The following is a 13,906-nucleotide window of genomic DNA, read 5'->3' as shown; positions in this document are numbered from 1 at the left end:
GCGACCGGCGTTCAGGCGGCACTTCCCGCGAACGGGATCACGCCGAAGACCAGCGCAGCCACCAGCAGCACCAGCGATGCCGAGATTGCCCATGTCAGGGTATAGCGCTGGTGGTCGCCGAATTCCACCTTCGCCATGCCGACCAGCAGGTAGGTCGAGGCCACCAGTGGGCTGAGCAGGTGGACCGGCTGGCCGATCAGCGCTGCGCGGCCGATTTCCGCCGGGCTGATGCCGTACACGGCGGCCGCCTTGGCCAGGATCGGCACGATGCCGAAGTAGAACGCATCGTTCGAGATGAAGAAGGTGAAGGGGATGCTCAGCAGCCCGGTCACGATCGCCAGATACGGCCCCATCCATTCCGGCACCGCGGCGATGACACTGAGCGCGATCGCATCGACCATCTTGGTGCCCTGCAGGATGCCGACGAAAATGCCGGCGGCGAAGATCAGCGAGACCACCGGCAGCACGTTGGCGGCGTGGTGGGCGATGCGCTCCTTCTGCTCTTCCAGGCCGGGGTAGTTGATCATGATGGCGACCGCGAAGAAGACCATGAACAGCACCGGCAGCGGCAGGACGCCGGCGACCAGCAGGGCCAGCAGCGACGCGGTCATCAGGAAGTTCACCCAGATCAGCTTCGGGCGCGCGGTGGCGGGCGAGGAGACGCCGGCGTCCGGCTCGCTGCCGCCGCCATCGCCGTGCGCGCCGCTGCCGGCCGATCCGGCGGTGGAAGCGTGCGCAAGCCACTGGCCGGTGGTCCCGTCCATTTCACCGGCAACCGCCAGCCTGGCGTGGGCCGGCTGCAGCACGCTGACGTTAGAGGCCTGCACGGTGCTGGCCTGGACCGGCATCCGGAGCATGCCGAGCCGCATGCGTTCCTTCTTGCCCAGCACGTAGGCGACGAACAGCACCCAGGCCACGCCGGCCAGCATCGGGGCGATCATGGGGACGAAGATCTCACCGACGTCGACACCCAGGGCGCTGGCGGCCCGTGCGGTGGGACCGCCCCAGGGCAGGATGTTGAAGACGCCGCCGCCCAGCATGATGACGCATGCCAGCACCAGGCGGCTCATGCCCAGGCGCACGTACAGCGGGAGCATCGCCGACACCGTGATCATGTAGGTCGTGGCCCCGTCGCCGTCGAGCGAGACCAGCATGGTCAGCGCCGCCGTGCCGACGACGATCTTGACGGGATCGCCGCGCACCAGCCTGACGAGCCGGCGGATCACGGGGTCGAACAGGCCGGCATCGATCATGATGCCGAAGTAGAGGATCGCGAACATCAGCATGACCCCGGTCGGGGCCAGGTTCTTGATCCCGGTGAGCATCATGGGCCCGAGCTCGGGGCCGAAGCCGCCGATCACCCCGAAGGCAATTGGCACCACGATCAGGGCGACCATGGCGGGCAGGCGCTTGGTCATGATCAGGAACATGAAAACGATGATCATCGAGTAGGCCAGGATGGTCAGCATGGGTTGTCTCCGAATATTGTGGGCGTTATGTGCCGTCTGAATGACAGCCTATAAGCCAACTATATGCGGGGCCGGCTTTCAGTTAGCTTTCAGGGTGTGCGCCGGCGGGAACAGCACGCTCACCTTCAGTCCGCGCCCGTCCTCACCCTGGCCGAGCGCGAGGCTGGCGCCGTGCATGGCGGCGATGTCGCGTACGATGGCCAGGCCAAGGCCGGTGCCGCCGGGATTGGCCTCCAGCGTAGCCTGGGCGCGGTAGAAGGGCGTGAATACCTTGTCGTGTTCCGCCGGCGCGATGCCGGGGCCGCTGTCGAGCACCTCCAGCAGAACGCCGTCGCCGCGCCGCGCGATGCGCAGCTGCACGCTGCCGTGCGCCGGCGTGTAGCGGATCGCATTGTCGACCAGGTTGGACACTAGCTCGTGCAGCAGCAGCGCGTCGCCTTTCACGGTGGTGTCGGCGCCGTCCTCGGCGTCCAGGCCCAGGTCGATTCCTTTCTGCACCGCCGCCACGGCCAGCTCCAGGCCGACCTGGCCCGCTACCGCGGCCAGGGAGACGGGGCTGCTCTGCAGCTTGCCGCCGCCATGCTCGATGCGCGCCAGCGTCAGCAGCCGGTTGGCCAGGTGGATCGCGGAATCGGTGGTGCCGGCCACCGAGCGCACGATGGCGCGCATGGCTTCCGGATCCTCCTCACGCAGGGCGAGTTCGGCCTGGGTCTTGAGCACCGCGAGCGGGGTGCGCAGCTGGTGCGAGGCGTCGGCGATGAAGCGGCGCTGGCTGGCGACCAGGTCGTGCATGCGCGTCATGGCGCCGTTCATCGCCAGCACCAGCGGCCGCACTTCGCGGTGCACCAGGTCGGGGTCGACGTCGCCCAGGTCGGACAGCGAACGCGTCTCTACTTCGTTCTTCAGGTCCATCAAGGGGCGTAGCACGAGGCGCACCGCGAACCACACCAGGGTCGCCACCGCCAGCACCAACAAGGCCTGGCGCAACAGGGTGTTGATCAGGATGCGGCGCGACAGCGCACGGCGCGCATCCAGGGTCTCGCCAACCTGGATCAGGGCGATGCCGCGCATGCTGTCGTCGAATACCGGCTGCAGCAGCGCCGCGATGCGCACCGTCTCGCCGTTGTACTGCGCATGGTAGAAGCGCACCAGGGCCGGATACAGGTCCGAGCGCGGCACGTCCTTCGGCACCGGCGGCAGGTCGTCGAAGCCCGACACCGTCTCGCCGCGCAGCCCCGTCACCTTGTAGTAGATGCGGCCCAGGGTGTCGGTCTCGAAGCTGTCCAGGGCCACGTAGGGCACCTCGGCCGCCACCTGGCCGTCGCGCACCGAGACGCGCTCGGCGAGCGCGCGCGTGGAGGCCAGCAGCGAGCGGTCGTAGGCGATGTCGGCGGCTTCCAGCGCGTCGCCGTACAGCGATACCGCATTGAGCGCGACCAGCCCCACCAGCGGCAGGATCAGCCAGCGCAGCAGCTGGTTGCGCAGGCTGCCACGCGGCCGCGCGGTCTTCAGCGCCATGGCGGACCCAGGCTCACGCGGGGCGTTCCTGCAGCAGGTAGCCGATGCCGCGCAGGGTGACGATGGCAGTGTTGCCTTCGGGCTGGCGTTCGAGCTTCTTGCGGATGCGGTGGATATAGAGTTCGATGGCGTCGAGGTTGGCGTCGTCGACCAGCGCGAACACTTCGTCGAACAGCTTTTCCTTCGAGAGCGCGCGGCCCGGGCGCGCGATCAGCGCTTCCAGCACCGCGTGTTCGCGCGGCGTCAGGCCCAAGGGCTCGCCGCAGTAATGGAACATGCGCGAGACCGTGTCGAAGCTGAGCTGGCCGCAACGGTGCACCAGGGCTTCGGTGCCGCCGCCGTTGCCGAACCTGCGGCGCAGCAGCGCCTTCACCCGCGCTTCCAGCTCGGCCAGCTCGAAGGGCTTGGCCAGGTAGTCGTCGGCGCCCAGGTTCAGGCCCTGCACCTTTTCTTCCAGGCCGCCGCGCGCGGTCAGGATCAGCACCGGCGTGCCGCCGCGGGCGCCGCCGCGTGCGCGCAGGCGGCGCAGCACCTCGAGGCCGTCCATCCGCGGCAGCGTCAGGTCGAGGATCACGAGCGCGTAATCCTGGGTGTGGAGCAGGGCGTCGGCGTCGGCGCCGGTGGCCGCGCATTCGACGGTGAAGTTGGCGTCGCGCAGCGCCTTGGATACCCAGTGCGACAGCTCGACATGGTCTTCGACTAGCAGGATTCTCATCGCGCCAGTGTAAGCCCAAACCCGGCGCCGCGAAAAGGCCGGGTGCGCTGAAAGCGAACTGAAAGCTCGGCCTGCCTATAGTGGGGCCAAACAGAAGCTGTACATAACGATGACAGTACCGGAGACAAGATGAAGAAGTCGGCCCTCGCGCTCGCCGTCCTGGCAGCGCTTTCCCTGAATGATTCCGCCCTTGCACAAGGCAAGACGCAAGTCTATGGCCTGATCGATGCGGGCGTCGAGTATGTGAACAATGCCGCCGACGATGGCGGCAGCATGGCGCGCGTGGTCTCGGGCGGCAAGAACACCTCGCGCTGGGGCCTGCGCGGCAGCGAAGAATTGAAAGGCGGCCTGAAAGCCGTTTACCAGCTCGAAGGCGGCATCCTGATGGATAGCGGCGAATCCGACGGCCCGCTGTTCAAGCGCCAGGCCAACGTCGGCCTGGAAGGCGATTTCGGGCGCGTCGTCATCGGCCGCTCCTTCACCACCACCTATGAGCTGGTGATCAAGTTCGATCCGATGGGCTTTGCCCCGAACTATTCCTGGGCCACCGGGGGCAGCGCCAGTGGGCCGTCGAAGTACAGCATGACGACCTCGTTCGACAACATGGTGAAATATACCGGCACCAGCGGCGGGTTCACCTATGGCGCATCAATCGGGCTGGGTGAACGCAGCACTAGCGCGGCCGACGGACGGAAAGTCGCGCTCGGCGGTTCCTGGTCCGGCGGCGGGCTCGGCCTGATGGCGGCCTGGGAACAGGTCAACGGCGCCACGGCAGCAAGCACCGGCAATCGCGACCGCACCACCGCGCTGCACCTGGCGGCGAACTACCAGTCCGGTCCATGGCGCACCGGCGCGGGGCTGCGCAGCTACCGGCTGCGCTCCGGCGGCGCGGGCGTGGCCGACCTGCGCGGCGACACCTGGTGGGGCGGGGTGACCTGGCTGGACGGCCCGGTCACGCTGACCGGCGCCGTCTACCACGTGAATACCAGGGAACTGCCGGCCGCGCGCGACGCCGATCCGACCATGCTGGTGGCGCGTGCGATGTACTCGCTCTCGAAGCGCACCACCTTGTACCTGTCGGCGGCGCATGCCAGGGCGGCGCACGGCCAGCTCATCAGCCTGTCACGCGACGATGCCGGTACCGGCGACACGCAAACCGGCATCACCGCCGGCATCCAGCACCGCTTCTAAGCGGCTATGATAGGCGCATGAACCTGCTGCGCACCCTGTCCTCATTGGTCCTCGCTGCCGGGCTGGCGCTGGCCGGTCCCGCGGCGAGCCAGCCTCGTGAGGCCGAATGCCTGGTGCCGTCCAAGCCCGGCGGCGCGATGGACCTGACCTGCAAGCTGGTACAGCAGGGCCTGCAGGGCCGCCCTGGCGCGCCGCGCCTGAAGCTGCGCTACATGCCGGGCGGCGTCGGCGCGGTGGCGTGGCATACCCTGGGCTCGCAGCGCCGCGGCGAGCCGAATACCCTGGTGGCGTTCTCGGGCGGCTCGGTCCTCAACCTGGCGCGTGGCAAATTCGGCAAGGCCAGCGCCGACGACGTGCGCTGGGTCGCGGCCTTCGGCGCCGATTACGGGATGGTCGCGGTACCGGCGAACTCCCCGTACCGCAGCTTGCGCGAGCTGCTGGTGGCGCTGCGGCGCGATCCGCGGCGCGTGCTGGTGGGCATGTCCGGCACCATCGGCAGCCAGGACTGGATGAAGATGGCCTTGTTGGTGAGCAAAGCCGGGGTCGACCCGCGCAAGATGCGCTTCGTCGCCCTGGAGGGCGGCGGCGAGCAGTTCGTGGCGATGCAGGCCGGCCACGTGCAGGCCATCTCGGGCGACAGTTCGGAAGCGCTGCTGTACGCGGGGCGCGGCACGGTCCGGGTGCTGGCGGTGCTGTCCGAGCACCGCCTTCCCGGCCTGCTGGCGGGGGTGCCGACCGCACGCGAGCAGGGCTACGACGTGGTGTGGCCGGTGATTCGCGGGGTATGGATGGGGCCGGGCGTGAGCGATGCCGACTACCGGCGCTGGGTCGCCGCGTTCGCGGACATGGAAAGCGATCCCGGATTCGCCCGCATGCGGGCCGAAGCCGGGCTCTACCCGTTCTCACGCACCGGTGACGCGCTGGGGCGGCACATCAAGCAGTCGATTGCCGAATACAACCGGCAGGCTGCGCAGTTCAATCTCGTGCGCGAGCGTTAGGACCCCGACACCGCCTTGAAACGCAGGCGATGCCGGGCTGGTCCCGGTCAGCGCTCGATCAGCACCGGCTCGTCGAAGCCCAGCTCCTTCATGCGCGGCAGCTGGGTCTTGGCGTCGCCCACTACCAGCCACACCATCTTCGATGGATCCAGGTACTTCTGCGACAGGGCCTGCACCTGCGGCAGCGTCATCGACTTGACGATGCGCTCGCGGTCCTTGACGTAGTCGGCGCGCCAGCCGTACTTGCTGATGTTATCCAGCATGCCCAGCTTGGCCTCGGCCGTCTCGAAGGCGCGGGCATTGCTCTTGACCAGGAAGTTCCTGGTGGTCTCGAGGTCGGCTGCCGAATAGGTCGGGGCGTAGTCCTGCAGGATCTTCTTCACCAGCTGGGTCGACTCGAGCGTGACGTTGCTGCGCACGCCGCTGGCGATGATGAACGGACCGGCGCTCTTGCTGCCGGCAAAGCTGGAACGGATGCCGTAGGTGTAGCCTTTGCCCTCACGCAGTTCCTGGGTCAGGCGCGAGGCGAAGCCGCCGCCGCCCAGGATGTAATTGCTGACGACGGCCGGGTAGTAGTCCGGATCGGTCGCCGCCAGCGCGCGGTAGCCGATGTGCAGCACCGACTGCTTGGCGTCCGGCACGTCGACGAAGTAGACCTTGCCGGGCGCTTCGCCGCGCGCCGCGCTGGCTGCTGGGAAGGCGACCGGCTTGGCTTGCCAAGCGCGGCTGAGCGAGGCCAGGGGACGCGCCACGGCATCCTTCGGCAACGCGCCGATCACGTGCATGCGTGCCCGCGATGGCGACAGGTTGGCGCGGTAGTAGGCCTTCAGGTCCTCGATGGTGATCGCGTTCACGCTCGCGCTGGTACCGAGGATGTTGCGCGAACGGATGTCCGCCTTGCCGTAAATGAGCTTGTTGAAATTGCTGCTCGCAAGCGCGTTCGGGTCGGCTTCCTGCTGGCGGATCTGGCTCAGCACGCTCTGCTTGACGAGGGCGAACTCCTTCTCGTCCCAGCGCGGCTCGAGCAGGATTTCCCGCACCAGGTCAAGCGTTGCCGCATAGTTGCGGGCGAGGGTGGTGACGCTGATGCGCACGTCCTCGGTACGGGCGAAGACGTTGATGCTCGCGCCCAGCTGCTGGATCGCTTCTTCCAGTTCCTGCGGGGTTTTCTTCGCCGTGCCCTGGGTCATCAGGCGCGCCATCAGGTTGGCCACGCCCACCTTGTCCGGATTGTCGAGCAGCAGGCCGCCGTCGATCGCGATGTCGAACTGCACCAGCGGCACTTCCTTGTTCTCGATGCCGTAGACGCGCATGCCGTTGGCCAGCTTCGTGTCCCAGACCTGCGGCACCTTCACGCTCGGGGCCGCGCCGTAGGGCGGTTCCTTGCTGCGGTCGAAGGTGGACGGGGTGCGGGTGTATTCGGCGTTCGTGCTCGGGTCGACCTTGTCCTCGGCGCCCTGCACGACCTTCTCCTCGACCACGTCGGCCTTGTTTGAACCGCTCAGGGCCAGGTCCAGCTTGCCCTTCGGGACGAAGCTGGTGGCGACATAGGGCTTGCCCTTGATGTAGGTGTCGTACACGCGCCGCACGTCGGCGGTGGTGACGGCCAGCGTCTTCCTGACGCCTTCCTCGACATAGCCCGGGTTGCCGGTCAGGTAGTTGTACTCGGCCAGCAGGGCCGACTTGCCGAGCACGCTGGATACCGAACTGTAGAAGCGGGTCTCGAGGCCGGCCTTGATGCGGTTCAGGTCGCGCTCGGAGATGCCTTCGCGCTCGAACTTGGCGAAGGCCTGCCCGATCGCGCCGGCAACGTCATCCAGCGGCTTGCCCTCGAAGGCGCGCACGCGCAGCATGAACTGGCCTGCCAGCTCGGCCGCCTGGTTGCCGATCTGGACGCTGGGCGCCAGCTTGCTGTCTTCCACCAGCATCTGGTAGAAGGGCGCGCGCTTGGTCTGCGACAGGTATTCGGCCAGCACTTCGAGCGCATACGAATCCGGATGCAGGTCCTCGACCGTCGGCCAGGCCATGGTCAGCTCGGGCAGCTTGGCGAAATTGTCTTCATGGGCCAGCTTGACGGTCTGCTTCACGACGCCGGGACGCTTGGCCATGACCTCGATCGGCGCGCCGCGCTTGATCTCGGAAAAATACTTCTCGACCCACTTGCGGGCCTGGACCGGGTCGAAGTCGCCCGCGATCACCAGGGTCACGTTGTTCGGCACGTACCACAGGCGGAAGAATTCCTTGACGTCGTCGAGGGTGGCGTTCTGCAAGTCCTCGAGCGAGCCGATCACCTGCCAGTTGTACGGGTGGTCGGCCGGATACAGGGCCTTGTTGATCACGTAGCGGGTGTGGCCGTAGGGCGCGTTGTCCACGCCCTGGCGCTTCTCGTTCTTGACGACCTGCTTTTCCTTGGCCAGCACCGGATCGGTGACGGTATTGATGAACCAGCCCAGCTTGTCCGCCTCGGCCCAGATCATCTTTTCCAGCGCGTCCTTGGGCACCGTCTGCAGGTAGTTGGTGCGGTCCTGCGAGGTCGAACCGTTGGCGCCGGAGCCGCCGATGCGCGCGCTCATCTTGTCCAGGCCGCCCTTGCCGAGGTTTTCCGATTCCAGGAACAGCAGGTGCTCGAACAGGTGGGCGAAGCCGGTGCGGCCGGCCTTTTCACGGGCCGAGCCCACGTGCGCCGTCAGGTTCACGGCCACCACCGGGTCGGAGCGGTCGATATGGAAGATCACGTCCAGCCCGTTGGGCAGGGTGAACTTCTGGTAGTCCACCTTCAGGCCGGCCGCCTGGCTGGCAACTGCCGGCTTGGCGGCATGTGCGGGGACCAGGGCGGTCGACGTGAAGCACGCGGCCAGCAGGAGGGGCAGGGGAGACATCTTCATGCAATCGGATCCTTACAAGAGAGAACGTTGGCCAGGCGGCCATCTGTTCTGGATGGTATTGTAATTTCCTGATTGCTACAATCACCCGCCGCGTTTGGCAGGCATGTATTCCATGCGCATCGAATGCGGCGCGGCGCCGTTGGCCGCCGGCCTGTTGCTCAGGTAGGCCCGTGCGAGCGGATCGTTCTTCAGGTAGCCGTTGAGGAAGTTGAGGATGTACCTGGCGCCCAGGCTGTAGGCGAAGGAGACTTCCTCGGGCGTGTATTCCTTGTATTCGGCGGGGTCGTCGAGCCGGATGTATGCCGACCCGAAATGGACGTGTTCCATCGGGTACATGGTCAAGAGGTACACGTCCGCATTGACCATGTCGCTGATGAAGCTGCCGCTCATGTCTTCCTTGTAGCGGATGTTCGCTTCCATCGATGCCGGCGACTGCGCCAGGAACAGCAGGGGCGTCCTGAGCTTCGCGGGCCGGGCATATGTCGCCTGGCTGACGATCGTATTGAAATAGCGTACCGCGCCATCGATGCACACCAGGGCCTTGATGCGCTCGTCCTTCGCCGCGGCGAGGACGTTGCTCAGCCCACCCCAGCTGAACCCGGCCGCGGCCACGCGCGTCATGTCGGCCTGCGGCAGCGTCCGGGCATAGTCGACCAGGAAGCGGATGTCGTCCGCCTGCAGTTCCGCATGCATCAGGTTCTTCGTGATCCAGCGGCTGCTCAAGCCGACGCTGGGCGCGGCGATCACGATGTAACCATGGCTCGCCAGGTATTCGGCGATGTCGGCATTCTCGAACGTCGTGTTGTTGATGCTGGGTGCGTAGATCACCACCGGGAACTTGCCCGCTTTCGCCACCGCGTCGCGCACCGCCCACATGCGCCGGCGCCGCTCAGACGCGACCTGTTCCTTGCGCTTGCCCTCGGTGGCCATCTGCAGCCAGGTGTCGATCGTGCGTGCCTGCTCCCTTGGCGAGGCGTCCAGCGCTGCAGGAGGGCGTCCGCGGCTTGACGATTCTCTGCCGCCAGGATTGCGGGAAGGATGTCGAGCAGCGCGCCGTCCCTCCGGTGTCGACCCGCGGTGACAGCGGGATGGTGATACTTCAGGAAGCCGTTCCTCCAAACTTAAGCAAAGCTAGCCCTTGTTATTCAAAGCTGCCATGCTGTTGGATTCCTGCTTCGCCGGGGCCGGTTTCGTCCCGCGCTGGCGCGCCGGACCAGTGCNGTCCCCTCCACAGGCAGAGACGGTGGAACTCACCGCCACACTTTTCAAATTGATGGCCGCATTCACGTCGCGGTCGTGCTGCGTGCCACAGCCTGCACAGCTCCATCGCCGCGTTCCCAAGGCGAGCGCTTCCAGCAGACGCCCACAGCACGAGCACAGCTTGCTGCTCGGGTACCAGCGGTCCGCGACCACCACCTGGCCACCGCGCCAGTCGGCCTTGTATTCCAGCTGGCGGCGCAGTTCGGAAAATCCCATGTCGGCCACCGCGCGCGCCAGATGCCGGTTGGCCAGCATGCCCTTCACGTTCAGGTCCTCGATCCCGATGGTATGGAAGCGGCGCGTGATGCTTGTGGTGAGCTTGTGCAGGAAATCGGCGCGGACGTTCGCGATCCGGGCGTGCAAGTTGGCCAGCCTGTCCTTGGCCTTGCGCCGGTTGCTCGCCCCCTTGACTTTGCGCGACAGCGCCCGCGACAGGCGGCGCAGCCGTGCAAGCAGGGCGCGAAGCGCCTTCGGGCCGGGCCACTTCTCGCCTGTTGATAGCGTCGCCAGCGTCGATATTCCCAGGTCGACCCCGACCGCGCCTTGGTTCTCGGCAGTTGGCAAGGGTTGATCCTCAAGGGTGTCGACGGTGAGGCTGGCGTACCAGTGGCCGGCGCGGCGCGCGATGGTGGCCGAAACGATGCGCCCCGTGAAGCGCAGGGCTTCGCGCATGCGGACCCAACCCAGCTTCGGGATGCGGATGCGTTGGCCCTCCACGGCGAACTGGTCGTTCGACAAGGTAAAGCGGTCGTCGCGGCCCTTGCGGCGAAACCGCGGGTAGCTGGCCCGTTTCGAAAAAAAATTCTCGAAGGCCTGGCCGAGCTGGATGATCGCCATCTGCGGCGCGTTCTTGGTCACCTCGAGCATCCAGGGAAACTGGTCGCGTTTGACGGCGTTCAGTTGCCGCCGCAGCGACAACTGCGAGGGGGCCGGGAGCGCCGGGTTGTTCTGGCGCGCCAGGAATTGCTTCTGCCACTCGGCCAGCGCCCAGTTGTAGGCGAAGCGGGCGGTGCCGGCTGCGCGCGCCAGATGGGTCGCCTGCGCGTTGTTCGGGGCGAGCCGGATCCGATGCGCCGCTAGCACTGTGCCTCCTGTACGACCTTGCGCACGCCGTCGATCGGCTTGCGGTTATTGTGGCTTCGGCTTCCGTACAGGCGGGCGGAGAACACAGTGACGATCTCGAGCACGTCGAGGGCCAGCTCCTCCTCGAAACTGCTTTCCTCGCCCTGGTTGATGATGACCACCTCGACCAGCTTCGCCTCGCATAGGGCGAACACCAGCGCGGCGCCGAAGCGCAGCAGGCGGTCCTTGTGCGTGAGCACGATGCGGCCGACGCCACCTGCGAGAATGGCGTCGAGCAGTTTTTTCAACCCCCGCTTGTGGTAGTTCATGCCCGAGCCGAGGTCTGCCACCACCTCGAAGGTCCAGCCCCGGCTGGCACAGTACAGCTCAAGCACCTGTTTCTGGCGTTCGAGGTCGCCCTTCTGGTCGTGACTCGAGACACGCGCATACGCCAGGGTGGCGCGCGGCCCCGATGCGCCGTGCAGTTGTTCCGGGAGCAGGGCGGCGAGGTCGTAGCGGCGCTGCCCGCTTGCGGTCCTGGTCGGGACCATCCTCCCCGACGCTTCCCAGCGGCGCAAGGTGCGCACCGAAACGCCCGGGGTCTTTGCCGCTGCGCTGATGGGTACGAGCTTACTCATGATGAGTAAGACTGGTGATGAATGAGAAGGTTCCTGATTCACAGTAAAAACCCCACACCTTGCCGGTAACCGCGAGGTTCTCCAGCTGCAGCGGACTCAGGGCCTGCAACTTGATATTTGAGCTGGCCTTGAAGTCGTGCTCGCCCGTGGCGGCAGGGGCGTCGGCCCGGGCAGGCGCGATCGGCGCCGCGACGATACCCAATACGAGCGCGCTGCGGATCAGGTATTTCAGCATGAAGCCGGTCTCTTTCCTGGTTGAACTGTGCATGTCGACGTTACCAGAACCTCAGGCCTTGAAGGTCGCGGATTGTCACTGGGCTCAACAATGCGCCATGCTCTTTGCATTTTCGATAAGATCGGGCCAAGCCAATCCAGGAAGGACCACGTCATGTCTTCTCAAACCACGGTCAACGCGACCTACCGGAGCCCGCCGGGACTGCTGCACACGGTCCTGCTTGCGGGGTCCGTCCCCCTGTTCCTAGGCGCCTTGCTGAGCGATATCGCCTACCACAACACCTACCAGATCCAGTGGAACAACTTCGCCTCCTGGCTCCTGGCCGGCGCCGAGCTGTTCAGCGGGCTCGCCCTCCTGTTTGCGCTGGTGAACCTGCTGCGGGCAAAGCGCAAGGCAGGGCGTCCACTGACGTACTTCCTGGTGCTGCTGGCAGCCTGGGTGCTGGGACTGGTCAATGCCTTCGAACATGCGAAAGACGCGTGGGCTTCGATGCCGACCGGCCTGGTGCTGTCGATCGTCGTCAGCGTATTGATCCTTGCCGCGGCCTGGCTGGGACTCGCTCCGCAAGCCGCTCCACGCCATGGAGGTGCGCAATGAAGCCGTCATCGACCCTCGTGTTCCTGGGCATGGCCCTGCTGCTGGGCGCTTGCAGCAAGGAAGGCGGCAAGCTGGCCCACGGCCCGGATCCGCAGCTGCCCGCACCGGAACGCGGCTTGTTGCCCGATATGAAGATCGCCGAGCCCGTGGAATGGGGCAAGCAGAAGCCGACGGTCCCGCAGGGCTACAGCGTCACCGCGATCGCGACCGGCCTGAAGATTCCGCGCCAGACCCTGGTGCTGCCGAACGGCGACATCCTAGTGGCGGAAGGGCGTGGCGGCAACGCGGCCAAGCTCAAGCCCAAGGACGTGATCGCCGGCTATATCAAGGCGAAGGGCAATACCAAGGTCAAGGGCGGCGACCGCCTGACCCTGCTGCGCGATGCCGATGGCGACGGCGTGTACGAACTGCAGACCGTGTTCGCCGACAAGCTGAATGCCCCCTACGGCCTGGCCTTCTTCGACAACAAGCTCTACGTCGCCAACCAGGACGAGCTGGTGCGCTTCGACTACACCGAAGGCCAGACCCAGGCCGGCGCCCCCCCAAGCAGCGTCGCCAAGCTGCCTTCCGAGATCAACCACCACTGGACCAAGGCGCTCACGATCAGCCCTGACGGCCGCTTCCTGTACGTCGGCATCGGCTCGAACAGCAACATCACCGAACGCGGCATGGAAGCGGAAGTCGACCGCGCCATGGTGTGGCAGGTCGATGCCGCCACGGGAGCGCACAAGCCCTATGCGACCGGCCTGCGCAACCCGACGGCCCTGGCGATCCAGCCCGGCAGCGGACAGTTGTGGGCGGTGGTCAACGAACGCGACGAGATCGGGCCGGACCTTGTGCCGGACTACCTGACTTCGGTGCGCCCGGGCGCCTTCTACGGCTGGCCGTACAGTTATTGGGGCCAGAACGTCGACACCCGGGTCAAGCCGGGCGATCCGAAGAAGGTCGCCGCCGCCGTCAAGCCGGACTACAGCCTGGGTGCGCACGTCGCCGCGCTCGGCCTGGCGTTCTCGCTGCCGGCGATGGGCCAGGCCTATGCCGACGGCGTCTTCGTCGGCGAGCACGGCAGCTGGAACCGCGCCGATCCGGTCGGCTACAAGGTGATCTTCGTACCGTTCCGGAATGGCCGTCCGGCGGGCGAGCCGATCGATTTCGTCACCGGCTTCCGCGACGCCGACGGCAAGACCCGCGGGCGGCCGGTCGGCGTCACCGTCGATCCGCGCGGTGCGCTGATCGTCGCTGACGACCTGTCGAATACGGTGTGGCGGGTGGTTCCGAGCCGGTAAGCCCGAGCGGCAGGCAGCGTGCTTTCATGCCGCATGGGTAAGCGGAATACCT

12 protein-coding genes are annotated in these 13,906 nt (G+C 66.4%); 4 read left to right on the top strand and 8 right to left on the bottom strand.

The genetic code is table 11. The features are described from left to right. Window positions 1-11 precede the first annotated feature (11 nt). The 3 genes from YWC_RS0114730 to YWC_RS0114720 form a co-directional block, all read right to left on the bottom strand. Window positions 12-1,469 (bottom strand): CitMHS family transporter, encoded by a 1,458-nt coding sequence (locus YWC_RS0114730; protein ID WP_027866068.1) that lies wholly within the window; start codon window positions 1,467-1,469, stop codon window positions 12-14. Between the two features lie 78 nt (window positions 1,470-1,547). Continuing rightward, window positions 1,548-2,987 carry a sensor histidine kinase gene (locus YWC_RS29475; protein ID WP_036214446.1) on the bottom strand — a complete coding sequence of 480 codons (1,440 nt, stop codon included), beginning with the start codon at window positions 2,985-2,987 and terminating at the stop codon, window positions 1,548-1,550. 13 nt (window positions 2,988-3,000) lie between these two features. Beyond that, a complete protein-coding gene (locus tag YWC_RS0114720; protein WP_027866067.1) occupies window positions 3,001-3,702 on the bottom strand; it encodes a response regulator in 702 nt (233 codons plus the stop codon). 129 nt (window positions 3,703-3,831) lie between these two features. Here YWC_RS0114720 and YWC_RS0114715 point away from each other — a divergent pair, with 129 nt between their 5' ends. Both YWC_RS0114715 and YWC_RS0114710 read left to right on the top strand, forming a co-directional pair. Beyond that, window positions 3,832-4,893 carry a porin gene (locus tag YWC_RS0114715; RefSeq protein WP_027866066.1) on the top strand — a complete coding sequence of 354 codons (1,062 nt, stop codon included), beginning with the start codon at window positions 3,832-3,834 and terminating at the stop codon, window positions 4,891-4,893. A 17-nt stretch (window positions 4,894-4,910) separates the two neighbouring features. After that, window positions 4,911-5,891: a tripartite tricarboxylate transporter substrate binding protein gene (locus tag YWC_RS0114710; protein WP_027866065.1), complete on the top strand. Its 981-nt coding sequence runs from the start codon at window positions 4,911-4,913 to the stop codon at window positions 5,889-5,891. A 47-nt stretch (window positions 5,892-5,938) separates the two neighbouring features. Here YWC_RS0114710 and YWC_RS0114705 read toward each other — a convergent pair whose 3' ends face one another. From YWC_RS0114705 to YWC_RS0114685, 5 genes are all read right to left on the bottom strand, one after another. Next, window positions 5,939-8,776 (bottom strand): M16 family metallopeptidase, encoded by a 2,838-nt coding sequence (locus YWC_RS0114705; protein ID WP_211238972.1) that lies wholly within the window; start codon window positions 8,774-8,776, stop codon window positions 5,939-5,941. A gap of 81 nt (window positions 8,777-8,857) precedes the next feature. Beyond that, window positions 8,858-9,706, bottom strand: coding sequence for a dienelactone hydrolase family protein (locus YWC_RS29470; protein ID WP_051306473.1), 849 nt, complete (start codon window positions 9,704-9,706; stop codon window positions 8,858-8,860). 201 nt (window positions 9,707-9,907) lie between these two features. Further along, the gene (locus YWC_RS0114695) at window positions 9,908-11,119 is read right to left on the bottom strand and encodes an RNA-guided endonuclease InsQ/TnpB family protein (protein ID WP_027866063.1); all 1,212 of its coding nucleotides are present in this window, start codon (window positions 11,117-11,119) and stop codon (window positions 9,908-9,910) included. Further along, a complete protein-coding gene (locus tag YWC_RS0114690; RefSeq protein WP_027866062.1) occupies window positions 11,113-11,736 on the bottom strand; it encodes an IS607 family transposase in 624 nt (207 codons plus the stop codon). The genes YWC_RS0114695 and YWC_RS0114690 overlap by 7 nt, the downstream gene beginning before the upstream one ends. Next, window positions 11,729-11,971, bottom strand: coding sequence for a hypothetical protein (locus tag YWC_RS0114685; protein WP_027866061.1), 243 nt, complete (start codon window positions 11,969-11,971; stop codon window positions 11,729-11,731). Before YWC_RS0114685 ends, YWC_RS0114690 begins: the two co-directional genes overlap by 8 nt. Window positions 11,972-12,124: 153 nt before the next feature. On the opposite strand from YWC_RS0114685, the gene YWC_RS0114680 reads away from it, so the two are divergent. Next, a complete protein-coding gene (locus YWC_RS0114680) occupies window positions 12,125-12,568 on the top strand; it encodes a DUF2231 domain-containing protein (protein ID WP_027866060.1) in 444 nt (147 codons plus the stop codon). 29 nt (window positions 12,569-12,597) lie between these two features. After that, complete coding sequence (locus tag YWC_RS0114675; protein ID WP_229413116.1) at window positions 12,598-13,854, top strand: PQQ-dependent sugar dehydrogenase; 1,257 nt, start codon at window positions 12,598-12,600, stop codon at window positions 13,852-13,854. The last annotated feature ends 52 nt before the right edge of the window (window positions 13,855-13,906 follow it).

Source organism: Massilia alkalitolerans DSM 17462 (assembly GCF_000427785.1).
GTDB classification, from domain to species: domain Bacteria; phylum Pseudomonadota; class Gammaproteobacteria; order Burkholderiales; family Burkholderiaceae_D; genus Telluria; species Telluria alkalitolerans.
This window is presented reverse-complemented; position numbering and strand designations above follow the sequence as displayed.